Annotated in this window: 26 protein-coding genes; 10 read left to right on the top strand and 16 right to left on the bottom strand. The window is 63.5% G+C overall.

Annotation, left to right across the window (positions count from 1 at the left end):
* Positions 1-88: 88 nt before the first annotated feature.
* From BM190_RS04925 to BM190_RS04915, 3 genes are all read right to left on the bottom strand, one after another.
* A complete protein-coding gene (locus BM190_RS04925; RefSeq protein WP_018320936.1) occupies positions 89-973 on the bottom strand; it encodes a CDP-alcohol phosphatidyltransferase family protein in 885 nt (294 codons plus the stop codon).
* Between the two features lie 87 nt (positions 974-1,060).
* On the bottom strand, positions 1,061-1,783 hold the full coding sequence (locus BM190_RS04920) for a phosphatidylserine decarboxylase (protein ID WP_256375108.1): 723 nt from the start codon (positions 1,781-1,783) through the stop codon (positions 1,061-1,063).
* Positions 1,784-1,837: 54 nt separating this feature from the next.
* The gene (locus BM190_RS04915) at positions 1,838-3,796 is read right to left on the bottom strand and encodes an ABCB family ABC transporter ATP-binding protein/permease (protein ID WP_092252433.1); all 1,959 of its coding nucleotides are present in this window, start codon (positions 3,794-3,796) and stop codon (positions 1,838-1,840) included.
* Between the two features lie 201 nt (positions 3,797-3,997).
* Between BM190_RS04915 and BM190_RS04910 the strand changes: the two genes are divergently transcribed.
* Positions 3,998-4,603, top strand: a complete 606-nt coding sequence (locus tag BM190_RS04910) for an LOG family protein (protein WP_026202462.1) — start codon at positions 3,998-4,000, stop codon at positions 4,601-4,603.
* A gap of 4 nt (positions 4,604-4,607) precedes the next feature.
* On the opposite strand, the gene BM190_RS04905 is transcribed toward BM190_RS04910, so the two are convergent.
* The 4 genes from BM190_RS04905 to cysS all read right to left on the bottom strand — a co-directional run bounded on the left by BM190_RS04905 (position 4,608) and on the right by cysS (position 8,670).
* Positions 4,608-4,985, bottom strand: coding sequence for a VOC family protein (locus tag BM190_RS04905; RefSeq protein ID WP_092252431.1), 378 nt, complete (start codon positions 4,983-4,985; stop codon positions 4,608-4,610).
* Between the two features lie 100 nt (positions 4,986-5,085).
* Positions 5,086-6,684, bottom strand: a complete 1,599-nt coding sequence (gene cimA, locus BM190_RS04900; protein ID WP_092252429.1) for a citramalate synthase — start codon at positions 6,682-6,684, stop codon at positions 5,086-5,088.
* Positions 6,681-7,172: a GNAT family N-acetyltransferase gene (locus tag BM190_RS04895; protein ID WP_177236916.1), complete on the bottom strand. Its 492-nt coding sequence runs from the start codon at positions 7,170-7,172 to the stop codon at positions 6,681-6,683. The genes cimA and BM190_RS04895 overlap by 4 nt, the downstream gene beginning before the upstream one ends.
* Positions 7,173-7,287: 115 nt before the next feature.
* Entirely contained in the window at positions 7,288-8,670 is a 1,383-nt protein-coding gene (cysS, locus tag BM190_RS04890) for a cysteine--tRNA ligase (RefSeq protein ID WP_092252424.1), read from the bottom strand.
* A gap of 292 nt (positions 8,671-8,962) precedes the next feature.
* On the opposite strand from cysS, the gene BM190_RS04885 reads away from it, so the two are divergent.
* Together BM190_RS04885 and BM190_RS04880 are read left to right on the top strand one after the other, a co-directional pair.
* On the top strand, positions 8,963-9,268 hold the full coding sequence (locus tag BM190_RS04885) for a hypothetical protein (RefSeq protein ID WP_177236915.1): 306 nt from the start codon (positions 8,963-8,965) through the stop codon (positions 9,266-9,268).
* 165 nt (positions 9,269-9,433) lie between these two features.
* Positions 9,434-10,615: a DUF2865 domain-containing protein gene (locus BM190_RS04880; protein WP_092252420.1), complete on the top strand. Its 1,182-nt coding sequence runs from the start codon at positions 9,434-9,436 to the stop codon at positions 10,613-10,615.
* A gap of 214 nt (positions 10,616-10,829) precedes the next feature.
* Here the strand turns inward: BM190_RS04880 and BM190_RS04875 are convergent, their stop codons facing one another.
* Entirely contained in the window at positions 10,830-11,735 is a 906-nt protein-coding gene (locus BM190_RS04875; RefSeq protein WP_092252418.1) for a DUF2189 domain-containing protein, read from the bottom strand.
* Between the two features lie 532 nt (positions 11,736-12,267).
* On the opposite strand from BM190_RS04875, the gene BM190_RS04870 reads away from it, so the two are divergent.
* The 5 genes from BM190_RS04870 to BM190_RS04850 all read left to right on the top strand — a co-directional run bounded on the left by BM190_RS04870 (position 12,268) and on the right by BM190_RS04850 (position 16,798).
* Entirely contained in the window at positions 12,268-13,101 is an 834-nt protein-coding gene (locus tag BM190_RS04870; RefSeq protein WP_092252416.1) for a cytochrome c oxidase subunit II, read from the top strand.
* Positions 13,102-13,179: 78 nt separating this feature from the next.
* On the top strand, positions 13,180-14,958 hold the full coding sequence (locus BM190_RS04865) for a cbb3-type cytochrome c oxidase subunit I (RefSeq protein WP_018320923.1): 1,779 nt from the start codon (positions 13,180-13,182) through the stop codon (positions 14,956-14,958).
* Complete coding sequence (locus BM190_RS04860; RefSeq protein WP_092252414.1) at positions 14,955-15,659, top strand: cytochrome c oxidase subunit 3; 705 nt, start codon at positions 14,955-14,957, stop codon at positions 15,657-15,659. The genes BM190_RS04865 and BM190_RS04860 overlap by 4 nt, the downstream gene beginning before the upstream one ends.
* A gap of 14 nt (positions 15,660-15,673) precedes the next feature.
* Positions 15,674-16,396 carry a heme-copper oxidase subunit III family protein gene (locus tag BM190_RS04855; RefSeq protein WP_092252412.1) on the top strand — a complete coding sequence of 241 codons (723 nt, stop codon included), beginning with the start codon at positions 15,674-15,676 and terminating at the stop codon, positions 16,394-16,396.
* 9 nt (positions 16,397-16,405) lie between these two features.
* On the top strand, positions 16,406-16,798 hold the full coding sequence (locus BM190_RS04850) for a cytochrome C oxidase subunit IV family protein (RefSeq protein ID WP_018645522.1): 393 nt from the start codon (positions 16,406-16,408) through the stop codon (positions 16,796-16,798).
* Between the two features lie 48 nt (positions 16,799-16,846).
* On the opposite strand, the gene BM190_RS04845 is transcribed toward BM190_RS04850, so the two are convergent.
* The 4 genes from BM190_RS04845 to BM190_RS04830 form a co-directional block, all read right to left on the bottom strand.
* The gene (locus BM190_RS04845) at positions 16,847-17,380 is read right to left on the bottom strand and encodes a putative immunity protein (RefSeq protein ID WP_092252409.1); all 534 of its coding nucleotides are present in this window, start codon (positions 17,378-17,380) and stop codon (positions 16,847-16,849) included.
* A 154-nt stretch (positions 17,381-17,534) separates the two neighbouring features.
* Entirely contained in the window at positions 17,535-19,292 is a 1,758-nt protein-coding gene (locus BM190_RS04840; RefSeq protein WP_092252407.1) for an NAD+ synthase, read from the bottom strand.
* A gap of 16 nt (positions 19,293-19,308) precedes the next feature.
* On the bottom strand, positions 19,309-19,662 hold the full coding sequence (locus BM190_RS04835; RefSeq protein WP_018320918.1) for a diacylglycerol kinase: 354 nt from the start codon (positions 19,660-19,662) through the stop codon (positions 19,309-19,311).
* Between the two features lie 4 nt (positions 19,663-19,666).
* A complete protein-coding gene (locus tag BM190_RS04830) occupies positions 19,667-21,055 on the bottom strand; it encodes a class II 3-deoxy-7-phosphoheptulonate synthase (RefSeq protein ID WP_092252405.1) in 1,389 nt (462 codons plus the stop codon).
* 180 nt (positions 21,056-21,235) lie between these two features.
* Here BM190_RS04830 and BM190_RS04825 point away from each other — a divergent pair, with 180 nt between their 5' ends.
* Both BM190_RS04825 and BM190_RS40270 read left to right on the top strand, forming a co-directional pair.
* Positions 21,236-22,132 carry an alpha/beta hydrolase family protein gene (locus BM190_RS04825; protein ID WP_092252403.1) on the top strand — a complete coding sequence of 299 codons (897 nt, stop codon included), beginning with the start codon at positions 21,236-21,238 and terminating at the stop codon, positions 22,130-22,132.
* A 1,441-nt stretch (positions 22,133-23,573) separates the two neighbouring features.
* Positions 23,574-23,741 (top strand): hypothetical protein, encoded by a 168-nt coding sequence (locus BM190_RS40270; RefSeq protein ID WP_092252401.1) that lies wholly within the window; start codon positions 23,574-23,576, stop codon positions 23,739-23,741.
* A gap of 164 nt (positions 23,742-23,905) precedes the next feature.
* Here the strand turns inward: BM190_RS40270 and BM190_RS04810 are convergent, their stop codons facing one another.
* The 4 genes from BM190_RS04810 to BM190_RS04795 all read right to left on the bottom strand — a co-directional run bounded on the left by BM190_RS04810 (position 23,906) and on the right by BM190_RS04795 (position 25,982).
* A complete protein-coding gene (locus BM190_RS04810; protein ID WP_092252399.1) occupies positions 23,906-24,169 on the bottom strand; it encodes a hypothetical protein in 264 nt (87 codons plus the stop codon).
* Positions 24,170-24,372: 203 nt separating this feature from the next.
* Positions 24,373-24,954, bottom strand: coding sequence for a TIGR00645 family protein (locus tag BM190_RS04805; RefSeq protein ID WP_092252397.1), 582 nt, complete (start codon positions 24,952-24,954; stop codon positions 24,373-24,375).
* Between the two features lie 33 nt (positions 24,955-24,987).
* On the bottom strand, positions 24,988-25,623 hold the full coding sequence (locus BM190_RS04800; protein ID WP_018319996.1) for a TerC family protein: 636 nt from the start codon (positions 25,621-25,623) through the stop codon (positions 24,988-24,990).
* The gene (locus tag BM190_RS04795) at positions 25,620-25,982 is read right to left on the bottom strand and encodes a hypothetical protein (RefSeq protein WP_092252395.1); all 363 of its coding nucleotides are present in this window, start codon (positions 25,980-25,982) and stop codon (positions 25,620-25,622) included. The genes BM190_RS04800 and BM190_RS04795 overlap by 4 nt, the downstream gene beginning before the upstream one ends.
* Positions 25,983-25,984 lie beyond the last annotated feature (2 nt).

Here is a 25,984-nt window from a genome sequence, read left to right as displayed (position 1 = left end):
GCGATGCCGCCGGCACAGGGCGATATAGCCGAGATCAGGCCTTAACCCAACTCGGGGGGCCTCATGGCAGATATCCGCGTGTGGCCGCTCAGTGCAGCCGTCCGGGCCGATCGTCGTCGTCGTTGGGCGGCTCCGACAAATTCGCCAGCGTCGGCGCCGACGGCGGCGAGGTGACCTCGCCTCCCGACGGCGCGGTGGCGTCCATCGCGCGGGCCTGGTCGCGATAGGATTTGTAGCCGAGCGGCAAAGCGAGAAGATACAGCACCGTGCCAATCGATAGCACGTGCCAGGGATAGGCGATCAGCAGCGCGATGAAGACGATCACCGCGACGAACGCCGGTAGCACCAGCTCCGGCGGCACGCGCATGCGCTTGGTCTTGCCGGAGAACACCGGCAGGCGCGACACCATCAGGAAGGCGATCAGCAGTGTGTAGGCGGCGGTCAACCCTGCGGGCCAGCGGCCGAGATCGAGGAACGCGACATAGATCGGCAGCAGCACGGTGATCGCGCCGGCCGGCGCCGGCACGCCGGTGAAGAAATTGGCAGCGAAGGCCGGCTTGTTCGGGTCGTCCATGGTGGCATTGAAGCGCGCCAGGCGCAGGCCGCCGGAAATCGCGAACACCATGGCGGCGATCCAGCCGGCATTGCCGAGCTCGTGCAGCTGCCAGAAATACAGCATCAACCCTGGCGCGACGCCGAAATTGACGAAATCGGCGAGGCTGTCGAGCTCGGCGCCGAACTTGGACTGGCCCTTGATCATGCGCGCGATGCGCCCGTCGATACCGTCGAGCGCGGCCGCGAACACGATGGCATAGACCGCGAGCGACATCCGCCCCTCGATCGACAGCCGGATCGAGGTCAGGCCGGCGCAGATCGCCAGCAGCGTGATGACGTTGGGCACCAGCATCCGCACCGGAATCGGACGGAACCGCCGGCGGCGCGTATCGGGGTATTTGAAGTCATAGGGCGTCATCGCGGGTCCTCACCTCAAGGCGAGATATAGCAAGCCGCGTCCCCCTTCGCCATTGCGGCGGAAGGCCCCCACAGACCGACTTATTGGTTAATTGGCGCGGAAGGCGCGGCTGGGGTCGTCTCCGGAAAGGTCGGCCAAAATCGTCTCGCCGGCGATCGCGGTCTGCCCTTCCGAGACCAGCGCTTTGCTCCCCACGGGCAGATAGACATCGAGCCGGGAGCCGAAGCGGATCAGGCCGAAGCGCTCGCCGGCGCCGATCGCCTGGCCCTCCCTGACGAAGCAGACGATGCGCTTGGCGACGAGCCCTGCGATCTGCACCACGCCGATCCGCGCCGTCGCTGTCGAGATGACCAGCGAGTTGCGCTCATTGTCCTCGCTGGCCTTGTCGAGCTCGGCATTGATGAAAAGGCCGGGCCGGTAGGCGATGCGGTCCACCCTGCCCGCTACGGGAGCGCGGTTCACGTGGCAGTTGAACACGCTCATGAACACCGAGATGCGCGGCAGCGGCCGGTCGCCGAGCCCGAGCTCGGCCGGCGGCAGCGCCATGGTGATCATCGAGACGCGGCCATCGGCCGGCGACACCACAAGCCCCTCGCGCACCGGCGTCACGCGGACGGGGTCGCGGAAGAACAGCGCGCACCACACGGTCAGGATCGTGCCGATCCACCCCAAAGGCGACCACAGCCAGAACAGGACGAGGCTTGCCAGCGCAAAGCCGCCGATGAAGGGATAGCCCTCCTTGTGGATCGGCGGGATCTGACGCTGGATCGAATCGAGAATGGACATCGGTATCTGCCGCTCGGGGTTAATGGCACGGGTCGTCGCGCGGGCCTGTTTAGGCCAGAGTTGGGACCGGAGACAAGGTCACTCCGCTGCCGCAGGCGCCGTCAGGGCGTCATCGACCGGCGGCGGCTCCCGGTTGGGTGCCTCGCTGGTATCGGCCATCTTGGCCAGCTTCTCGCGTGCCGCCTCGGCCTCACGCTGCCTGTTCCACATGCTGGCATAGAGACCGCCATGCGCGAGCAACTGGCCATGGGTCCCCCGCTCGGCAATGCGGCCCTGATCCAGCACGATGATCTCGTCAGCCCCGACGATGGTCGAAAGCCGGTGCGCGATCACCAGCGAGGTGCGGTTCTTCGCCACGCGGTCGAGCGCGCCCTGGATCTCGTGCTCGGTATGGGTATCGAGCGCCGAGGTCGCCTCGTCCAGCACCAGGATCGGCGGCGCCTTCAGGACGGTGCGCGCGATCGCGACGCGCTGCTTCTCGCCGCCGGACAGTTTGAGCCCGCGCTCGCCGACCTGGGTCTCGTAGCCCATCGGCGCCATGCGGATGAAATGGTCGATCTGCGCCAGCTGCGCCGCCTCTTCGACTTCAGCGTCATCGGCGTCCCAGCGACCGTAGCGGATGTTGTAGCGGATGGTGTCGTTGAACAGCACGGTGTCCTGAGGCACCATGCCGATCGAGGCCCGAAGCGAATCCTGCGTCACCGAGCGGATGTCCTGGCCGTCGACCAGGATCCTGCCGCCGGAGACATCATAGAGGCGAAACAGAAGCCGCGAGATGGTCGACTTGCCTGCGCCCGACGGGCCGACGATGGCAACGGTCTTGCCGGCCGGCACCTCGAAGCTGATGCCCTTGAGGATCGGGCGGGTCGGCTCATAGGCAAAGCGCACATCCTCGAAACGCACGGTGCCGGCGGAGATGACGAGGGGCGTTGCATCGGGCGCGTCCTTGATCTCGGCCTCGCGGCCGATCACGCCGAACATCTTCTCGATGTCGATGATCGCCTGCTTGATCTCGCGATAGACCATGCCCATGAAGTTGAGCGGCTGGTAGAGCTGGATCATCATGGCGTTGACCAGCACGAAATCGCCGACCGTGTTGGTGCCGTTGCGCACGCCGATCGCACACATCAGCATCGTCGCGGTCAGCCCCAGCGTGAAGATCACGGCCTGCCCGGTGTTGAGCACCGCGAGCGAGGTGTAGGTGTGGACGCTCGCCTCCTCGTAGCGCGCGACCGACTTGTCGTAGCGCTGCGCCTCGCGGGCCTCGGCGCCGAAATACTTCACGGTTTCGTAGTTGAGCAGCGAGTCGATCGCCTTGGTGTTCGCCTCGGTGTCGGAATCGTTCATCCGGCGGCGGATGCCGATCCGCCACTCGGTCGCGATGTAGGTGTAGTACATGTAGAGCGTGACCGTGATCAGGGTGGCGACCACGTAACGCCAGTCGAACTGCCAGAGCAGCACGGCCATCAGCAGCGAGACCTCGACGATGGTCGGGATCAGCTGCAGGATCACCATGCGCACGATGACCTCGATGCCCTCACGCCCGCGCTCGAGCACGCGCGTCAGACCGCCGGTCTTGCGCTCGAGGTGGAAGCGCAATGACAGCTCGTGCATGTGGACGAAGGTGATGGTGGCGAGCTTGCGCACCGCATGCATGGCGACGCGCGCGAAGATGCCGTCGCGCCATTGCGTCAGCAGCGCCATCAAGATGCGCATCACGCCGTAGCTCACGGTCAGCAACAGCGGCGAGGCGATCACCCAGAGGTGCCAATTGTCCGCCTGCACCGGCGCCGTGTTGGCGCCGGTCAGCGCATCCGTCGCCCATTTGAAGCTGAACGGCACCGTCAGCGTGATCAGCTTGGCAGCGAGCAGCAGCACAAGCGACCACACCACGCGCATCTTCAGGTCGAAGCGGTCGCCCGGCCAGATATAGGGCCACAGATGCGCCAGCGTGCCCATCAGTGTCGCCCGCTCCGGTGCGCCGCCGGGAGGAGGATCGGGAACGTCGGCGCCGTCGAACGATTGAGGTTGGTCCATCAAAAAGCCTGAAAGCCCGCCGGATGCGGGCGTCGCTGCGATTAACGATTTTCGCACGTCATATAGAGCCTTCCCGATGCCAGCGCACCCCGCCAGATGGCGAATCTTCGATTGTTTGCCGCCATTTACCGGTAGATTTCCGGGTGATCCGAATCACCGATTGGGCTTGACGCCTCTTCGCTGCAATGCATCATGGCACCAATGAGCACTATTAAAACCGTCTGTGTCTATTGCGGCTCCGGCCCCGGAACCAATCCCCGCTTCACCGAAGGCGCCAAGGCGTTCGGCAAGGCGCTCGCCGAGAACAACGTTCGGCTCGTCTATGGCGGCGGCTCGCTCGGCCTGATGGGCTCGGTCGCGACCTCCGTGCTCGATCACGGCGGCACCGTCACCGGCATCATCCCGGAATTCCTGCGGATGCGCGAAAACGCGCTGACACGCGTGCAGGAGATGATCGTCACCCCTGACATGCACGAGCGCAAGCGCTTGATGTTCGAACGCTCCGACGCCTTCGTGGCGTTGCCCGGCGGCGTCGGCACGCTGGAAGAGCTGGTCGAGCAGTTGACCTGGAAACAGCTCGGTCGCCACGCCAAGCCGGTGCTGCTGGCGAACATCGACAATTTCTGGGAGCCGCTGTTCTCGCTGCTGTCGCACATGCGCCAGACCGAGTTCATCCGCGCCGGCCTTTCGGTCGACATCCTCAAGGCCGATCGGGTCGAGGACATCTTGCCGAAGCTGAAGGCGGCCGCGGCCCAGATCGACGAGGCCGAGAAGAAGCTCGCGCCGGAAGTGGCCCGCAAGCTCTGACGTCCTACTCGCTTGGAAACGTCACCGCCTCGATCCGGTTACCATCGGGGTCGGTGACGAAGGCCGCGTAGTAGCGCACGCGGTCGTGCGGACGGATGCCGGGCGCACCGTCCGAGGCGCCGCCGGTGGACAGCGCTGCGGCGTGAAACGCATCGACCTCGCTTGTCGTCTTCGCCCGCAGGCAGATGTGAACGCCGCTTTCGGGGGCTACGAGCGGCATGGCCTCGCGTAGATTGATCCAGAATTCCGGATAGGCCTTGCCGAAACCGACCGTGCGCGGCCGCGTGACGAGGCGCGAAAGGCCGAGGGCGGCGAGCGTTGCCTCGTAGAATTTCGCGGCGCGCTCGAGATCGCTGACGCCGACGGAGATGTGGTCGATCATGCCCTGCCCTTTCCTTACCTCCGAGCCGCGCGAGAGCAACCGAGAAGCCGCGGCGCACTGGATATCCCGCCTTCGCGGGGTATGACAGTCGTCGTGGGACCTACGCCGGCGCGCCCGACTTCACGAGCTTGTAGATCACCGAATCCATCAGCGCCTGGAACGAAGCGTCGATGATGTTGGGGGAGACGCCGACCGTGGTCCAGCTATCGCCATTCTCGTCCTCGCTCTCGATCAGGACGCGCGTGACCGCGCCGGTACCGCCGTTGAGGATACGCACGCGGTAGTCGATTAGCTTCAGCCCCTCGATGTATCTCTGGTACTTGCCGAGGTCCTTGCGCAGGGCAACGTCGAGGGCGTTGACGGGACCGTTGCCTTCGGCAGCCGAGATCAGGTGCTCGCCGGCGACGTCGACCTTCACCACGGCCAAAGCGACGGTGACACGTTCGCCATGCGAATTGTAGCGCTGCTCGACATTGACGTCGAACTGCTCGACCTCGAAATAATGCGGTACCTTGCCGAGCGTACGGCGCGCCAACAGTTCGAACGAGGCGTTGGCGGATTCATAGGCGTAGCCGGCCGCCTCGCGCTCCTTCAACTCTTCGACGAGGCGCGTCAGCTTCGGATCGCTCTTCTCGTAGGGAATGCCGGCGCGGTCGAGCTCGGCGATGACGTTGGAACGTCCGGCCTGGTCCGAGACCAGGACCTTGCGGTGGTTGCCGACCGTCTCCGGCAGCACGTGCTCGTATGTCTGCGGGTCCTTCAGCACCGCGGACGCATGGATGCCGGTCTTGGTGACGAAGGCGCTCTCGCCGACGTAAGGAGCATGCCGGTTCGGCACCCGGTTGAGCATGTCGTCGAGCGTGCGCGAGACCTTGACCAGAGTTGCCAGCTTCTCGGCCGTGACGCCGATCTCGAAGGCGTCCGAAAACTCCGGCTTCAGCTTCAGCGTGGGGATCAGCGAGCAGAGATTGGCGTTGCCGCAGCGCTCGCCAAGGCCGTTCAGCGTGCCCTGGATCTGCCGCGCGCCGGCACGCACCGCGGCGAGCGAATTGGCCACCGCCTGCTCGGTGTCGTTATGGGCGTGGATGCCGACGCGGTCGCCGGGGACGTGCTTAGTAACTTCGGTGACGATGGCCTCGACCTCGTGCGGCATGGTGCCGCCATTGGTGTCGCACAGCACCACCCAGCGCGCGCCGGCCTCGAAGGCGGCCTTGGCGCAGGCGAGCGCGAAGCTCGCATCTTCCTTGTAGCCGTCGAAGAAATGCTCGCAATCGAGCATGACCTCGCGACCGGCGGCCTTCGCGGCCGCGACGCTGTCGCGGATCGAGGCGAGGTTTTCCTCCTTCGTCGTCTCGAGCGCGACGCGCACCTGATAGGCGGATGCCTTCGCGACGAAGCAGATCGCGTCGGCCTTCGCTGCCAAAAGCCCGGCCACACCGGGATCGTTCGAGACCGAGCGCCCGGCCCGTCGCGTCATGCCGAACGCCGTGAAGCGCGCATGGGCGAGCTTAGGCTTGCTGCCGAAGAACTCGGTGTCGAGCGGATTGGCGCCGGGATAGCCGCCTTCGACATAATCGATGCCGAGGTCATCGAGCATCACGGCGATGACCTGCTTGTCGGTCAGCGTGAAATCGACGCCGTTGGTCTGCGCGCCGTCGCGCAGCGTGGTGTCGAACAGATAAAGGCGCTCTTTGCTCATTGCCCCGCTCCGAGCGTCTTCTTCATGGTGGTGTTGGCAAGCCATTCGTCATTGATGGTGACGCTATTGCGCTGCTGGGCAGTGTAGCCGCGCTTGGCGAAAAAGCCTTGCGCGGTGTCGCTGGCATCGACGTTGAGGCTTTGGGCGCCGCGGCCGCCGGCAAGCTTTTCTAGCGCATCGACCAGCATGGTGGCGATGCCCTGCCCGCTGACGGCCGGATGCACATAGAGCATGCGGATGTGGTCATTGCCGCGCAGCGAAGCAAAACCAACCGGCGAGCCATCGAGCGTCGCGATCAGCGTCAGGTCTGACGCGAGGTGCTTGCCGAACTCTTCGCTGTCCGCCACCTCCATCCAGGCCTGCTGCTGCGCCTCGCTATAGTCGTCGCCAGTCAGCTCCTCGATGCTGGCGGTGAAGATCGCAGCAAGAATTGGCACGTCCGCCGGCAGGAACGGCCGCAAGCCGGGCTTTGGCAAAGTCTGTCCCATCGTCCTCACCACATCCCATAGAGCTTGAGAACCAGCGCCACGGCACCCGCGAGCAGCGCGATCTTCAGCGCGATGTAATAGAGCCAGTGCCGCGGGAAAGGCGTGTCGGGCCGTTTCATCGCGCGACCTCCCACGTCGTTCCTTCCTTGGAGTCCTTGATCGCGACGCCCATTGCAGCGAGCAGATCGCGAATGCGGTCGGATTCCCTGAAGTCCTTGCGGCTACGGGCCGCCGTCCGCTCCGCGATCAGGCGCTCGACTTCCCCGGCATCGACGCCGCTCGCCTGCTGCTTGCGTCCTTCCCACTGCGCTGCGCTCTCGGACAAGAAGCCGAGCAGGCGCAACGAGCCCGCCAGAGCGCCCACGTCACCTCCACGCAGGCCATGCAACGCCGCGATCGCCAGCGGCGTGTTGAGATCGTCGAGCAGCGGCTCGACCACCGACGCGGCCGGCTCGCCGGGCGCGACGTCGGCGGCAACGCGATACCAGTCGTCGAGCGTCTTGGCGCTCTCCTCCAGCGACTTCATGGTCCAGTCGATCGGCGAGCGGTAGTGCGTCTTGAGCATGTTCAAGCGCAGTACCTCGCCGGGCCAATCCGCGAGCAGCTCATGGATCGTGATGAAGTTGCCGAGGCTCTTCGACATCTTCTCGCTTTCGACCTGCAGGAAGCCGTTGTGCATCCAATAATTCGCCATGCGCTCTCGGTGGAAGGCGCAGCAGGTCTGTGCGACCTCGTTCTCGTGATGCGGAAACACGAGATCGATGCCGCCGCCATGGATGTCGAAATGCTCGCCGAGATGCTTCCAGGCCATGGCCGAGCACTCGATGTGCCAGCCGGGACGCCCCTCGGCCTTGATGCCGGCCGGTGACGGCCATGACGGCTCGCCCGGCTTGGACGGCTTCCACAGCACGAAGTCGGTGGCATCGCGCTTGTAAGGCGCGACATCGACGCGGGCGCCGGCGATCATCTCGTCGAGCGATCGCTTCGACAGCGCACCGTAGCGGGGCAGCGAGGAATTTGCTGCGTTCATCGCCTGCGGCGAGAACAAAACATGGTCCTCGGCGGCATAGGCAAAGCCGCCCTTGATCAGCCGCTCGATGATCTCGCGCATCTCGCCGATATGCTCCGTCGCGCGCGGCTCGACGCTCGGCCGAAGCGCGCCGAGCGCGTCGACATCGGCGTGAAACTGCTTGCCGGTCTGCTCGGTGACCTTGCGAATGGCCTCGTTCAGCGGCAGGCCCGGGAAATCGCGCGCGGCGCGGTCATTGATCTTGTCGTCGACGTCGGTGATGTTACGGACATATTTGACGTGCGCCTCGCCATAGAGATGGCGCAGCAGCCGAAACAGCACGTCGAACACGATCACCGGCCGTGCATTGCCGATATGGGCGAAGTCATAGACGGTCGGCCCGCAGACATACATGCGGACGTCTTTCGCATCGAGCGGCGCGAAGATGCGTTTTTCCTTCGTCAGCGTATCGTAAAGGCGCAATTCCATATGGATACCCGTCGGCTGTTGGCCGGGCGTCCAGGGCTCTCAATGTTTTTGAGAAAAGACGGCTCCAGCCAGCGAATCGCTAGCTCATAATCTCGCGGCAAATGGCGCAAATGGCGAGGAGACCGTTCATGCGGCCACATATGGGCTATGAGGCGGCCCCGCGTCAAGGGAGCCGCGAGAATGCCGTTTTATGTTCGCAAAGCGCGCAGCCCGCCGGGATGGTTCGTGATCCTTAACTATTTGAGCCCATTCTGGAACCAGATTGTTCCCTTTTTTGCCTCCCGGTATTTTCATGCGATCCTTGCTCGCGCTCATTTTCAGCGCCTCGATCCTCGCGGCATCCGGCGCCGGCGCCGAGACCCGCGTCTTCATCATCGCCAACCAGGCTGACGGCTACGGCGTCGATCAGTGCCTGGCCAAGGGCGAGAAATGCGGCGCCTCCGTCGCCCGCACCTACTGCCAGTCACGAGATTTTGCCCAGGCATCAAGCTATCGCCGGGTCGATCCCGACGAAATTACCGGCTCTGTCCCCAAATCCGGCGCAAACTGCTCCCATGGCCATTGCGACGAATATGTCGCAATCACTTGCCAGCGCTGAATTCGCTCGGAGCTGGTGCAGCTTAGGCCCGGTCCATTGGCCCCCAAAACGACGTGACGATGCCGCAGGAAGCGGCTATTGGGAGGGCGCGCTTCGGCCCCCCAAAATCGCTTCGGCGTCCAAGTCGCTTCAGTCCAAGTCACATTGGGCCATGACCTCGCTAGAATGGCGGATATGCCTGAATTCTTGTCCCTCTCTCGTGCTCGCTTGCTTCTTGCCTGCACCGTGCTCTTGAGCACGGCCGTGCTCGTCACCGGCGCCCTCGCGCAGGCCGGTCCGCCCGGACCGCCGCCTCAACCCGGTCAGAACGGACTTGGGCCCAATCCGATGTGCGTGCGGTTGGAAGGCCAGCTCGCGGCGCTGGACCGCGGCGGCGGTGGTGACCCCGCGCGCGAAGATCAAATCCGCCGCTACCAGGATTCCCAGGCCAAGCAGCAGGCCGAGCTGGACCGCGTCACCATGCAGGCCAAGCGCATGGGCTGCGATTCCTCCGGCTTCTTCTCGCTGTTCAACGGCCAGTCGGCCCAATGCGGACCGGTCAACACCCAGATCCAGCAGATGCGCGCCAATCTGGACCAGATCACCGGCAATCTCGAGCGTTTGCGCGGCGGTGGCGGCTTCAGCGCGGAACGCGACAGTCAGCGCCGCTCGGTGCTGGTTGCGCTGGCGCAGAACAATTGCGGCCCGCAATATGCCAACGCCGTGCAGTCGCAAGGCGGCGGCAACTTCCTCAGCAATCTGTTCGGCGGCAACAACGCGGGCAATCCGCAAGGCGTGCCGCCCTCCGATCTCGGGCCGCAATCCGGCACCTATCGCACCGTATGCGTGCGCACCTGCGACGGCGCCTATTTCCCGGTCTCATTTGCAACGGTGCCGGCGCGCTTCCCCGACGACGAGAAGACCTGCAAGGCACTCTGCCCGGCCGCGGAAGCCGTGCTCTACACCCATCGCAATCCCGGCGAAGACATGAACTCCGCGGTCTCGGTCAGCGGCCAGCCCTACACGGCGCTGCCGACCGCTTTCAAATTCCGCAGCGAGTTCAACCCGTCCTGCTCCTGCAAGGCTGCAGGACAGACCTGGGCGGACGCATTGAAATCGGCCGATGACAAGGCGGCAGCCGAGCAGCAGGGCGACATCATCGTCACCGAGGAGAGCGCCAAGAAGATGCAGCAGCAGCGGCTCAACAAGGGCACGGCTGCGAATGCCAAGAAGGGCGCAGCTCCCGCGCCGACGACGGCGAATGCACCGGCCGCGACGCCGCCGGCAGATACCGCCCCCCCTGCGAGCTCCGAGAACAAGCCGATCCGCTCGGTCGGGCCGACCTTCCTGCCGCAGCAGCAGAAGTAAATCACCTTTTGCTCAACTGTCATGCCCCGCGACCCGGCTACGCCAAGGCTTCGCCGGGGTGTGAGGTCTTGGCTCGCCGAAGCTTCAGCGTAGGCGGCAAGCGGGGCATCCAGTACTCCGTGTCGACAGTTGGCGCGCACCGGCAGCGCCGCGGAGTATTGGATCATCCGCTTTCGCGGATGATCCAATACTCAATGGGGCGCGATCGCCCGTCTCACTCTCCCTCGCGGCTCCACGGGAAGAGATTGGCCGGAAAGTCCGCCGCGTAGCGCCTTCCCTTCCTGGGCGGCGGCGGCGCGTCCGGTGGATTCGGATTCGGCTCGACCACCCGCCGATAGAGGTGCCAGGTGGCATGGCCAAGCACCGGCAGGACGACAGCGAGACCGACGAAGAGCGGTACCGAGCCGATCACGAGCAGCACCGCGACGATGAGGCCCCATCCGGCCATCGCAACCGGGTTCGCCGCTACTGCTCGGAGCGAGGTGCGGATCGCGTCGATCGCAGTCGCATGCCGGTCGAGCATCAACGGAAACGACACGACGCTGACGCACAAGGCCACAACCGCAAACAGGAAGCCGACACCGCAACCGACGATGATGAGCGACCAGCCTTCCGGTGTCGTCAGCACGCGCGTTGCGAAGTCGGGAATGCTTGCGGCCGCCGCATGACCGAAGATTGAGACATAGATTGCGTTCGCGACACCGATCCAGGCCCCGAACAGGACCAGCAGGAGCACGCCGAGTTCGACCATGGCGCCCAACGACGGTGCGCGCAGCACCTTGACCGCATCCCATGCATCGACCTCCTCGCCGCGCTCACGACGCCGGCTGAGTTCGTAGAGACCGATCGCGGCAAACGGTCCAATCAGGGCAAAGCCGGCGGCCAGTGGAAATAGTAGCGGCAGCACCGAATAGCCGAGAACCATCCTGAACAGGACGAGACCGAGAACGGGATAAATCACGCATACGACGATCGCGTGACTCGGCATCGCCTGGAAATCCTCCCAACCCAGGCGCAGGGCCTCGGTCAGATCGGACAGGCTGATCTTGCGAACGGGATAAGAGGCCGCTTCGCCGAATACGTGCCGCCTGATGATGTCGTGGGAGTACAGAGTGGCCATGAACGGACCCTCCCGTGCTGAAAATCGCGGTTTCGATAACACGCGCTTTCCAGCCACGCGTGTCCGCCTGATGAGCAGGAAACGCGATGGGTCGAGTACGGCAACCCAGGTTCAACGAGCGAGCCTGGCCGGACGGAACCCGTCGCGACCTGCCTCGCAAAGTTTAGCGCTTGCGGCGCAAGGCTGCACTCACGGTTGGGTGAATTGTGCACTGGCACGGATTTGTGCGTTGCATCACCCAGACCCAACCTGCGCGCCTGATGCTCTGTCGGCTTTGCCAGCACGGCGATCAACCACGTCGGGGCACCTACATTGCGCTATTGACGCCGGGTTAGGCTGGTATCATTTTAGACGCAGACGCCCTTAGAGTTGATGGTCGCGAATATTCTCTTGATTTCGCGGCCAGTGGAATGGGCGAGGCAAGAGGCCGGCGATGGCATAAGTGCCAACCGAAAAAGGCCAGCCATCGCGACAGACATGAGCTCCGCCCTGGATTCGTATCCGTAGCCTTCGATGGCAAGGATGGATCAGGATGGCTGTCGCACTGATACTGCTTCTGGTCGCGATCGGCTCGGTGCTGTTTCACATCTACAGCCCATGGTGGTGGACGCCGATCGCCACGAACTGGGCCTATATCGATCACACCATCAACATCACGTTCTGGATCACGGGCTTCGTTTTCGTCGCGGTCATCGCCTTCATGGCCTATTGCGTCTTCCGCTTTCACCACAAGGAGGGAAGACGGGCTGACTACAATCCTGAAAACAAAAAGCTCGAATGGTGGCTGAGCGTGGGAACCGGAATCGGCGTCGCGGCGATGCTCGCCCCCGGCCTCGTGGTCTGGCACCAGTTCGTGACGGTCCCTGCGGATGCCACCGAGGTCGAGGTGATGGGCCAGCAATGGCAATGGAGCTTCCGCCTTCCGGGCAAGGATGGGCGGTTGGGCACATCCGATGTCCGCAACATCGCGTCCGAAAATCCGATGGGGCTCAATCGCGATGATCCGCATGCGCAGGACGACGTCGTGATCGAGAACGGCGACCTGCACCTTCAACTGGGAAAGCCGGTCAAGGTTCTGCTCCGCTCGGTTGATGTCCTGCACGATTTCTACGTGCCCGAATTCCGGGCCAAGATGGACATGGTTCCGGGCATGGTGACTTATTTCTGGATTACGCCGATCCGAACCGGAACGTTCGACGTTCTCTGTGCGGAGCTTTGTGGCGCGGCTCACTATCAGATGCGGGCCAAGGTCATCGTCGACGAAGAGCGTGAATATCACGCCTGGCTGGAGCAACAGAAAACGTTTGCAGGATTGCCGCCTGCAAGCACCGTCGTGAAGGCGACATATCAATCCGGCGGCAAGTAGCAAGCGCCGCCGCGAAGATGGATCGGGTGCGTGAGACCAACTCGTCGCCCCCGATGGAAACGACCGAGGAGGTTTTCTATGGTCGATATTCCATATGAAGGGATCGCAGGCACTCCGCCTGCCGAAGTACCTGATGTCGAGCTCTATCATCCGAGGAGCTGGTGGACACGGTATGTCTTCTCGCAGGACGCCAAGGTGATCGCCATTCAGTACTCGCTGACGGCCTCGGCCATCGGGCTGGTGGCCCTGGTGCTCTCTTGGCTGATGCGACTGCAACTGGGATTCCCCGGCACCTTCTCCTTCATCGATGCCAACCAGTACCTCCAGTTCATCACCATGCACGGCATGATCATGGTGATCTACCTGCTCACCGCATTGTTCCTGGGCGGCTTCGGCAACTACCTGATCCCGCTGATGGTCGGCGCCCGGGACATGGTCTTCCCCTATGTGAACATGCTGAGCTATTGGGTCTACCTGCTCGCAGTCCTCGTGCTGGCCTCGACCTTCTTCGTGCCCGGCGGCCCGACCGGCGCCGGCTGGACGCTGTACCCGCCGCAAGCAATCCTCTCCGGAACGCCCGGGCAGGATTGGGGCATCATTCTCATGATGTCGTCCCTGATCCTGTTCATCATCGGCTTCACCATGGGCGGGCTGAATTACGTGGTGACGGTGCTCCAGGCACGCACCCGCGGCATGACGTTGATGCGCCTGCCCCTGACGGTGTGGGGCATTTTCACGGCAACCGTGATGGCGTTGCTGGCATTCCCTGCACTTTTCGTTGCCTCGGTCATGCTGCTGCTCGACCGCCTGCTGGGAACCAGTTTCTTCATGCCCTCCCTCGTCGAGATGGGCCAGCTATCGAAATATGGCGGGGGCAGCCCGCTGCTCTTCCAGCACCTGTTCTGGTTCTTCGGCCACCCCGAGGTCTACATCGTTGCCCTGCCCGCCTTCGGCATCGTTTCCGATCTGATCAGCACGCATGCACGCAAGAACATCTTCGGTTACCGCATGATGGTCTGGGCGATCGTGGCCATCGGCGCGCTCAGCTTCATCGTATGGGCGCACCACATGTATGTGAGCGGCATGTTCCCGCAATTCGGGTACTTCTTCGCCACCACGACGCTCATCATCGCCATCCCCACCGCGATCAAAGTCTACAACTGGGTGCTGACCCTGTGGCGCGGCGACATCCATCTCAGGGTGCCGATGCTGTTCGCCCTCGGCTTCATCATCACCTTCGTGAATGGCGGGCTCACCGGCCTCTTCCTCGGCAACGTCGTCGTCGACGTGCCCCTCTCGGATACCATGTTCGTGGTCGCGCATTTCCACATGGTGATGGGCGTGGCGCCGATCATGGTCGTGCTCGGGGCGATCTATCACTGGTACCCCAAGGTCACGGGGCGAATGTACAATGACGCACTCGGCAAGTTTCACTTCTGGGTCACTTTCCTCGGCGCCTACCTGATCTTCTTCCCGATGCACTATCTTGGACTGCTCGGGGTTCCGCGCCGGTATTTCGAACTCGGAGATACGTCGTTCATCCCGTCCTCGGCCCATTCACTGAACGCCTTCATCTCCGTGGTGGCCTTGACCGTCGGCTTCAGCCAGATGGTGTTCCTGTTCAATCTTGCCTGGAGCCTGTTCAAAGGTGAGGCCTCAGGCGGCAATCCGTGGCGGGCGACGACGCTGGAATGGCAGACGCCGGAGACGCCTCCGGGGCACGGCAACTGGGGCAAGGAGCTCCCGGTCGTGTACCGCTGGGCCTATGATTACAGTGTGCCTGGCGCCGCGGAGGACTTCATTCCGCAGAACCAGCCGCCGCACGCGACGCAGCTCATTCAGGGAGCTGCTTCGTGAGCGCCATCATCCTTTTCCTGGCTGTGCTTGCGGTGATCGCCGGGTGGTGGCTGTCGCAGCAGCGGCTGACGGCCAAGCCCTGGCTGGAGGAAGGCCCGGCTGGTGATTTCCCCGGCGGCGATGCCATGACCTGGCCGGCAGCGAAGGTCGGACTTGGCGTGTTTCTCGCCGTCGCGAGCGCATTGTTCGTCCTCTTCATCAGCGCCTACTCGATGCGCATGGACGTGGCGGACTGGCGGACGCTGCCCGTGCCGCGGCTGCTGTGGTTCAACACGGGCGTCCTGATCCTGAGCAGCGTCGCGCTGCAATGGTCCTACGTGGCCGCGTACCGAGACGACGCTGAAGGCGTCATGATCGGCCTGCTCGCGGGCGGCGCAGCTGCCGTGATCTTCCTCGGCGGACAGCTTCTGGCCTGGCAACAGCTCGGCGCGGCCGGATATTTCGTGGCGTCCAATCCGGCGAACTCCTTCTTCTACCTGTTGACCGCAGTGCACGGGCTGCATCTGACCGGTGGTCTGGTGGCTTTGGGCCGAACCTCGACCAAGATGTGGCGCGGCGCCGGGATCGCCGACATGCGCTTGAGCGTGGAGCTGTGCGCCATCTACTGGCATTTCCTGCTGCTGGTCTGGCTTGTGCTGCTCGGGCTTCTCACGGGCTGGACCGACGATTTCGTCAACATCTGTCGCCGATTGCTGAGCTAGGGAGGCGAGACCAGATGGCAGAGACCGTGCTGACAAATCCGGGCCATTCGACTGCGCGGCTTGAGGGCTGGCGCGGGATCGCCGCCGACTGGGCGTCCGATCAGCGCGCCTTCAAGAACGTGTCCTGGGGCAAGGCCATGATGTGGATCTTCCTCCTCAGCGACACCTTCATCTTCAGCTGCTTCCTGCTTTCCTACATGACGGCGCGCATGTCGACGACCGTGCCGTGGCCCAATCCCAGCGAAGTCTTCGCCCTCAATATCGGCGGCAACCACATCCCCCTGATCCTGATCGCCATCATGACCTTCGTGCTGATCAGCAGCAGCGGAACGATGGCGATGGCCGTCAACTTCGGCTACCGCCGCGATCGCGTCAGAACCGCAGCCTTGATGCTGGCCACGGCGGCGTTCGGCGCAACCTTCGTCGGCATGCAGGCCTTCGAATGGACCAAGCTGATCATGGAGGGTGTCCGGCCCTGGGGCAATCCGTGGGGCGCACCGCAGTTCGGCGCGAGCTTCTTCATGATCACGGGCTTCCACGGCACCCACGTGACGATCGGCGTGATCTTCCTGATCGCCATTGCGCGGAAGGTCTTGCGCGGCGACTTCGACGTCGAGAGGCGCGGCTTCTTCACCAGCCGCAAGGGGTATTACGAGATCGTCGAGATCATGGGCCTGTACTGGCACTTCGTCGATCTCGTGTGGGTGTTCATCTTTGCATTCTTCTATCTTTGGTGAGGTCGGCGCATGACAAACGCGGCGGTACACATGGAAGGACAGCTCCACGCTCCGGCGCATGGCGCAGTCGCAACGGGAGCCGTTCACGCCAAGGGTCAACAGCACCCGATCAAGCTCTACTTGGTGGTCTGGGGCTGGTTGTTCGTCCTCAGCACGGGCTCCTACCTCGTCGACTATTTTGGCCTGCATGGCTATCTGAGGTGGTCGCTGATCCTGCTGTTCATGATGTTGAAGGCCGGCCTGATCGTCGCCGTCTTCATGCACATGGCCTGGGAGCGACTGGCCTTGGCCTATGCCATCCTACTGCCGCCGATCGCGGTGTTGGTCTTTGTGTCGATCATGGTGCTCGAATCCGAATACACGCACTTCCTGCGGGTGCTGTTTTTCGCAACCCCGTCGTAGCGGCAATCTGAGTTCTCACCGCCATTACTTTGCGAGGTGGGCATCTGGTTACGCCAGCTCGCTGCGAAGCCTGCGGTCGATTGCGCGCAGCAGTTCGCCAACCCGCCCTCCACCGGACGGTGCGAGCGGGTAGCGGCGCAGAACCTCGACGAGCCCAGGCGTCGCGCGCCGGGCGGCACGCTCAACATAGTCGGCACCAACATCTGCAGCATCGCCCGCTGCAAGTTCAGTGGCCCGGGCTGCAAGGGCGGGCGCGCCGAGAATGTGCCCGACCTGAGCCGATCGAGCCAAGGGATGGAGATAGGCCGCGGATGAGGCACACATCGCGGCGCGCGCAGCTTGGCTGGCTGCTGCATTTTCGGCTTCCTTTGCTGCCTTCAGCGCGGCCCAGGCAGCATCGCGCAAGGCCTTCACCCGCTTGCCTCCTCTTGCGAACGTCCGGGCGGTTTCGAGCGCATCGCGCGGACGGGAATCTGCGGGATACGATTGCTCGAATATCTCCAGCACGTCCGCGGCATTTTCCGCCGCGTAGGCAGCGACCTCACGGAGATCCTCAATATCTAGGATGAACTCGTCTGCCATGCCTCACCTGCTCGACACCAGCGCGGGGCCATCCCTATTGACGCGCTATGGCCGAAGTCGGTCGTCTCAATATCCGCCGCGGAGTACTGGATCATCCGCCGTCGCGGATGATGACAGCGAACCATGGGGCGCTATCGTCCTCACACCGAAAGCTTCACCCCTCGAACGCGTCGATCGACGCCTTGCTGCCGCGCGAGACCAGCGTCTCGTCGACGGCGGGCAGCCCCTCGCCCTTGTCGCGAAAGCGGTTGGTGATGGGATAGCGGCGGTCGCGGCCGAAATTCCTCGGCGTCACCTTCACGCCGGGCGCGGCCTGGCGGCGCTTGTATTCGGCGACGTTGAGCAGATGGTCGATGCGGGTGACCGTTTCGCGATCGAAACCGGCCGCGATGATCTGATCCAGCGGCTGCTCGCGCTCGACAAGACGCTCCAGGATGGCATCGAGCAGCTCATAGGGCGGCAGCGAATCCTGGTCGGTCTGGTTCTCGCGCAGTTCCGCGCTCGGCGGCCGTGTGATGATGTCGGGCGGGATCACCTCGCCCGCCGGCCCGAGCGCGTCATCGGGCTTCCAGCCGTTGCGCAGGCTCGCCAGCCGAAACACCTGCGTCTTGTAGATGTCCTTGATCGGGTTGAAGCCGCCGTTCATGTCGCCATAGAGCGTGGCGTAGCCGACCGACATTTCCGACTTGTTGCCTGTCGTCACCACCATCAACCCGGTCTTGTTGGAGATCGCCATCAAGAGCGTGCCGCGGCTGCGGGCCTGGAGGTTTTCCTCGGTGATATCGGGCGGCAGATTCTTGAAGAGGCCTGAGAGGATGGTCTCGAAGCCGGTCACGGCCTCCGCGATCGGCAGCACCTCATAGCGGATGCCGAGATGGCCGGCGAGCTCGCCCGCATCGGCGATCGAGTGTGCTGCAGTGTAGCGATACGGCAGCATCACGCCATGCACCTGATCGGCGCCGAGCGCATCGACCGCGATCGCCGCGCAGAGGGCCGAGTCGATACCGCCGGAAATGCCGAGCAGCACGCCGGGAAAACCGTTCTTGCCGACGTAGTCGCGCAGGCCCAGCACGCAGGCGGCGTAATCGGCGTTGTCGCCCTCGGGTGGCTCGGCGATCGGGCCCGTGCAGCGCCAGTCGTCGCCATTTCTCACAAAGCGCAGCGTGACGATGCTCTCGTCGAACGACGGCAATTGCGCCGCAAGCGAGAGATCGCCGTTGAGCGCGAAGGACGCGCCGTCGAACACGAGTTCGTCCTGACCGCCGATCTGGTTGAGATAAACCAGCGGCAGGCCGCTCTCGGTGACGCGGGCGACCGCGACCGACAGGCGCACGTCGTTCTTGTCGCGGGCGTAAGGCGAGCCGTTCGGCACCAGGATGATCTCGGCGCCGGTCTCGGCCAGCGTCTCGACCACGTTCTCGTAGTCCTCGGATTCCTCCAGCCAGATGTCCTCGCAGATCGGCACGCCAATCCGCACGCCGCGCACCGTCACCGGGCCCGCAGCGGGGCCGCGCGAAAACAGCCGCTTCTCGTCGAACACGCCGTAATTCGGCAGATTGCATTTGAAACGCAAGCCAGCGATGCGCCCGCCGTCGAGCAGCGCGCAGGCATTGTAGAGCTTGCCGTCCTCGACCCAGGGCGTGCCGACCAGCATGGCCGGCCCGCCATCGGCGGTCTCGCGGGCCAGTGCCTCGATCGCAGCGCGGCAGGCCGCCTGGAAGGCCGGCTTCTGCACGAGGTCTTCCGGCGGATAGCCGGCGATGAACAATTCCGGAAACAGCACGAGATCAGCGCCGTCGGCGATGGCTCTCGCGCGCGCATTGCGCGCCTTGGCGGCGTTGCCCTCGATATCGCCCAGGGTCGGATTGAGCTGGGCGAGCGTGACCGCGAATGCTTTGAGACGTTCGGTCATGGCCGCCGCGCTCCGATCAGATAAATCCCAGTCGCTCGATGATGGCGATGATCCAGAACGCGCCTGCCATCAGCAGCGCGACGCCGACGGCCGCCGAGCCCATGTCCTTGACCCGCCCGATCTGCTTATCGTGATCCATCGTCAGCCGGTCGGCCAGCTTTTCGATCGCGGTGTTGAGCAGCTCGACTGTCAGCACGAACGCAACCGAACAGACCAGCTCGACCGCGCGCATCGCGGTCGCGCCGACCAACCAGGCCAGCGGCAGCGACACCAGGAGCGCAAAAATCTCCTCGCGGACGGCCTGCTCCGATCGGAACGCAAAGGCCAGACCGTTACGGGAATTGATCGTGGCCTTCCAGATCCGCAGCAAGATCCTAGAGTCCCGCTGCGGCCGGCATCGGCGTGGCCTTGCCCGCGCGTTCCTGCTTGAGGAGCTCGGCGATCAGGAAAGCCATGTCGATGGATTGCTCGGCATTGAGGCGGGGATCGCAGACCGTGTGATAGCGGTCGTTGAGGTCCTCGTCCGTGATCGCCCGGGCGCCGCCGATACACTCGGTGACGTCCTGCCCGGTCATCTCCAGATGCACGCCGCCGGCATGGGTGCCTTCGGCGGCATGGATCGTGAAGAAAGACTTCACCTCCGACAGGACGCGGTCGAACGGGCGCGTCTTGTAGCCCGAGGTCGAGGTGATGGTGTTGCCGTGCATGGGATCGCACGACCAGACCACCACTTTGCCCTCGCGCTTCACGGCGCGGATCATGTTCGGCAGATGCTCGCCGACCTTGTCCGAGCCGAAGCGGCCGATCAGCGTCAGCCGGCCCGGCTCGTTGTCGGGATTAAGCACGTCGATAAGCTTCAACAGCTCGTCGGATTTGAGCGACGGGCCGCATTTCAGCCCGATCGGATTCTTGATGCCGCGGAAATACTCGATATGGCCGTGATCGAGCTGGCGGGTGCGGTCGCCGATCCAGATCATGTGGCCCGAGGTCGCGTACCAGTCGCCGGTGGTGGAATCGACGCGGGTCATGGCCTGCTCGTAGCCGAGCAGCAGCGCCTCGTGGCTGGTGTAGAAATCGGTGGCGCGCAGCTCGGGATGGGCCTCGAGATCGAGACCGCAGGCGCGCATGAAGTTGAGCGCGTCGGAGATGCGGTCGGCCAATTCCTTGTAGCGGCGGGACTGCGGCGAATCCTTGAGGAAGCCGAGCATCCACTCATGCACGCTGCCGAGATTGGCGTAGCCGCCGGTCGCAAACGCGCGCAGCAGGTTCAGCGTCGCGGCGGACTGGCGATAGGCCATCAGCTGGCGCTGCGGATCCGGCACGCGCGCTTCCCTGGTGAAGGCGATGTCGTTGACGATGTCGCCGCGATAGCTCGGCAGCTCGACGCCATTGAGCTTCTCGGTCGGCGACGAGCGCGGCTTTGCAAACTGGCCGGCGATGCGGCCGACCTTCACCACGGGCACCGCGCCGGCGTAGGTCAGCACCACCGCCATCTGCAGCAGCACGCGGAAGAAATCGCGGATGTTGTTGGCGCCGTGCTCGGCAAAGCTCTCGGCGCAGTCGCCGCCCTGGAGCAGGAAGGCCTCGCCGGCCGCAACGCGGGCCAGCGCCTTCTTCAGGTTGCGCGCCTCGCCCGCGAACACCAGCGGCGGAAAGGTCGCAAGCTGCGCCTCCACGTCGGCCAGGGCCTTGGCGTCGGGATAGTCGGGCACCTGTAGCACCGGCTTGCTGCGCCAGGACTCGGGCGTCCACCGCTCGGACATCGCAATCTCTCCGTGAAGCAAAAAGCACAACCTGATCTAGGGGTTGCGAGGGCCGCCTTATACACAGGCTGGCCCCGCCCCGCCAGTTGTAAATCCAGTCGGCACTGCAAGCCCTTGCGGGGAAAGCCAAATTCGCATTTGCTGGGAGGGCGAGGCAAACTGGCAGGATACCTTGCGCCCATGGACGCGGCACTGGACGACGTTTTCATCGACGAGATCAACTTCCCGGCGACCGACGGGTATGCCCTGGCCGGCACCCTGTTCCTGCCGCGCGGCACCAAGCGCCATGCCGTCCTGATCAATTCGGCCACCGCCGTGCCGCGCAAGATTTATCGGGGCTTTGCCTCCTACCTCGCCCATCGCGGCTGCGCGGTCCTCACTTACGACTATCGCGGCATCGGCGATTCCCGGCTGCCGGCGATGGTCGGCTACAACCAGCCGAAATCGCTGGTCGGCTTCAAGGCCTCGATGTCGGACTGGGCCGCGCTCGACGTCACCGCCGCGGTCAGCTGGATGCGGGAGCGGTACAACACCCTGCCACTGGCCTATGTCGGCCATTCCTTCGGCGGTCAGGCGCTGGGGCTGATCGCCAACAACAGCGAAATCTCGCGCGCTACGTTCGTGGCCTCGCAGGCCGCGACCTGGCGGCTGATGACCTCGCCCGAGAAGTACCGCGTCTTCGCCTTCATGAACCTCATCGGCGTCCCGCTCACCCACACGCTCGGCTACGCCCCGGGCTGGGCCGGCGTCGGCGAGGATTTGCCCAAGGGGGTCTTCCTGCAATGGGCCAATTGGGTCTCGAGCCCCCGCTATCTCTTCGATTCCAAGCTGCCGGCGCTGGAGAATTTTGCGAAGTTCAAGGGCGAGCTGCGGGCGCTGTGCTTCTCCGACGATCCGTGGGCGACGCGGCCGGCGGTCGAACTGCTCGCGAGCGGGTTCACCGCGATCAAGCCGGAGGTGCTCAACGTCAAGCCGTCCGACGTCGGCGCCAAGACGATCGGCCATTTCGGCTTTTTCCGGCCCGAGCATCGCGACACGCTGTGGCGCGGCGTCGCCGAATGGATTCAGGGGGACTGAGACACAGCTTCGCGTTCTCGCGGCTTTTCTCGCCCGAGCTTTGACCAGTGCCTCACCCTCTCATGAAAGAGGGCGCAGGGAAGGCCGGGAGCCGGTTGGCTCCCATCGACCGCCATGCGAAGAGCAGATTGCGTGTGCTTCATGCATAGCGGATAACAGGGCAACCGGAGCATCCCGGCCTTCCCTGCGCAGTGGATTTACGGCTTATGTCGTACTCTCCCCGGGGAGCGTTGCACTATTGCCCCCGTCGCCTTGTGGATGATTGATGCGCGTGCCCGGTTGGACCGCCACATCACCGCAAGACTTGGCGCACAGACCCCGGGCGCCAGGACCACACGATTTTGCCGTACGCGGATCCCACCGGTCGTGTGCGCGACGGTCTTGCTCACGGTTGCCCGCCCTGCAAAACCCTCAGCGCCGATGTGACCCACGTCCACCGCCACCCCGCCCGCGTTCGTGACGATCGCGATACGCCCCTCTTCGTTGGGCCGGGATGCAGAGACACATACGCGATTTCCGAATTTCGGTAAAGTAGAATATTTTGGGCAGTGCGCGTTGACCCAGGGCTCGCGTGTTTTGCCCGTCGGGCAACACAAGGCCTTGTAAATATCGTGCGGCCGCGGCTCGAGCGTTTCCGTGGAAACGCTGAAAGGCGTGCGATTCCCGGCGCGCAGCCGCGTCTGCACCGACGAGGAAGCCTCTGAGGTGAAGGCCGTGTGACCGCCGGCGCCCGCCTCGAATTAGGGCGTGTACCCATAAATGTCGGCTCACCACCGTAAAGCGGAAGTCGCCACCATGATCTACTGTTCGCGCCCCAAAGCGGACACTACAACTACAAATTTACCGCCGCTTGGCCCAGATAACTCGGACTTTCGATCGTTTGCGACTGCTTCTCTCGCAGGTCTTCAATACCCGAGCGCGGAGGTTCCGAAGTTCTGCAAGTTGAGAGTTGAGCAACCACACCCGTTGATTCAAAATGATCATACGGTCGCAAATCCGACCACGACTATTCATTACGAGCTCCAAGAGCTGCAACTGCTGAAAATTACCGACATTTGTAAAAGGCGTTCACCGGGGATCTTAGCGTTGCTTCACGTAAAAGATGTGAAACGGCACATACGCGGCAGGAAAGGTATTTCACCTATCGAGTTTCTGAAGGCGTGCCTTAGGCACTAGTTGGCGCAGAAAGGGCCACGACCGTGATGCAGGAGCAAGGTGATGTCACGAGCCTGTGGCATGTTCGTTGCACATTGGCGTCAACTGAGATTTCAGTGCTCAGTTAGAGAATAGGGCGCCGCCGGGACGCATATTTCAAGCCCGGCCGCGCCTCTTTTAACTGCTGCCCTGCTCTCGCGCCGTCATAAATCCGTAATTTTCAGGCATCGAACCTTGGCGCTGTCGCCCGATTTGCTTAGGAGTAAGGCCGCGAGAGGACCTGATCATGACCGACAATACGCAATACGACGACGCTAAGCGAAATCGCCTGCTCGAAGCAGCTCAGCAGGAGATGATCAAGTTCGAACGCAAAGAGAACGAGTTCCGCAAGAGGGATCGTGCCGAGAGAGCGGCGGAACTGCAATTGCCTCTGGTAAAGCTCAATATTCATTGATTACGTTGCCGGCAGTTTCCAGCCATGGTCCATCTAGCTCGGGTCGCGCCGTCGGATTCTGGCTACTGTTCGGATTCGACAAGCTCATTAGCGGTTGAACTGCCAGCGCCCTGGCTGGCGGTAAACCGGACGTCAGGCGGACAGCCGATTAATGAGTACAGGCCCTAACGGATAATCGTCGTCAGGGACGAGTAGCGCCTGTTGGGCTTGGCCTCGCCCGGCGCGAACTGCGAGAACGCGTCGCTGACGCGGACCGCCGGCGGCGTGTCGGTCGCAAACCGAAACTCCTTCGGCCGCGGTGCGTAGAAGCTGGCGCGATAATAGGCGTCGTCGAAGCGCGCCTCGCCGACCCCGAACAATGCGTCACAGACGAGCAGGAGCGCGTAGACTCCCGCGACCGATGCGACGATCTCCCTTAGAGTTGACATGCCGATAGCCCTGCCCTTTTGCGAGCAGGATGCAGATCGGTTCCAAAGGCCTGGTTTAAGGCGCCAGGCTTCTTGTCTGCAGGGTTTGCTGCTGCTGAGCGGATTGCAGACAATTTTATCGATGGAAAAAGGAGCCCGCCGGATCGGACGATCAGGCGGGCTCAGGATTGGCCGCTCGGGAGGTTATCAGACGGCCAGGTTCGTCAGCCGTGGGCGGCCTCCTTGCGATGGCCGTTGTCGCTGAGGCGGTCGACCCAGGCGATTCCGATCGCCGAGACGATGAAGGTCATGTGGATCAGCACCTGCCACATCACGCCGGTCTCGGTGAAATTGCTGCGCGTGGTGCCGAGATTGCCGGCCTCGATGAAGGTCCTGAGCAACGAGATCGAGGAGATGCCGATGATCGCCATCGCGAGCTTGATCTTGAGCACGCTGGCATTGACATGGCTCAGCCATTCCGGCTCGTCGGGATGGCCGGTCAGGTTCAGGCGGGACACGAAGGTCTCGTAGCCGCCGACAATCACCATGATCAGGAGGTTCGAGATCATGACGACGTCGATCAGCCCGAGCACGACCAGCATGATCTGCTGCTCGCTGGCGTCGAACGAGTGCGCGACCAGATGCCAGAGCTCCTTCAGGAACAGCAGCACATAGACGGCCTGCGCGACGATCAGGCCGACATAGAGCGGCACTTGCAGCCAACGGGAGCCAAAGATGAGCTGCGCAAACAGGCCTAGGCGCGGCGGCTCGCCTTGCGCCGAAGGTGCTTTGGGTTCGGACGTCATGAATTACTCCGGATTGCGGAAAGAGTTGTCGCCTCAGAGACTCGCGATGACAGGCGCGAGCTCGAGCGAGCCCCGATAGATCATCTCGAAGGCGACGTAAATGATGATGGCGAGGCCGACATAGGCGACCCAGCGATGCTTCTGGAGCACGCGACCAAGCAGATCGGCGGCAACACCCATCATCGCCACCGACAGCAACAGCCCGAAGACGAGAATGTAGGGATGCTCGCGCGCGGCGCCCGCGACCGCGAGCACGTTGTCGAGCGACATCGAGACGTCGGCGGCGACGATCTGCACCGCAGCCTGACCGAAGGTCTTTCGCTGCACGGTCGCACCGTCCGCGCCGCCGCCATGGCTGAACGCCAGCTGCCCCCCATGCGACTGCTCGCGCAGCTCGCGCCACATCTTCCAGCAAACCCAGAGCAGCAGCACGCCGCCGGCAAGCAACAGGCCGATGACCTGCAGCAGCTGGGTCGCGACGCCGGCGAAGACGATGCGCAGTACCGTGGCGGCGGCGATACCGACGATGATGGCGCGGCGGCGCTGTTTGGCCGGAAGTCCCGCTGCGGCGAGGCCGATGACGACGGCATTGTCGCCGGCGAGAACGAGGTCGATCAGGACGACTTGAAGCAGCGCAGTGAGCGCTTCGGGCGTGATGAATTCAGTCATGATTGATCATTTTTCGATGCGGATGGATCGAGCCAATGCGGCTTCTTCCGCTCGACCCAATCCAGGACCTTCGAACGTGAGGAGCGCAACGCAGGCACGTCCTCGGCAAGCAGCGCGAGACCGAGCGGCAGCATCCAGACGCCGAGGATCGGAAGGAAGGAAAGCACGCCGCCCACAATGAGGAGCGCGCCCGATGGAATTCTGACCCAGCGGTTCGACGGCTTGAGCAGATAGGTGACGGTGTCACCCATGCGCGGCGGCAGTCGATCGACGAGCTTTTCGAGGCGCGGGTCGCCGCCGGCCATTTCGCTGGCGGGACCTGCGGCTTCACTCGTACGCTCGTGCGATGCTGCGCTCATGC

The sequence above is a fragment of the Bradyrhizobium sp. Rc3b genome (assembly GCF_900114915.1).
Taxonomy (GTDB): Bacteria; Pseudomonadota; Alphaproteobacteria; order Rhizobiales; family Xanthobacteraceae; genus Bradyrhizobium.
Note: the sequence above shows the minus strand (reverse complement) of the source record. Positions and strands in the feature narration are given on the sequence as shown.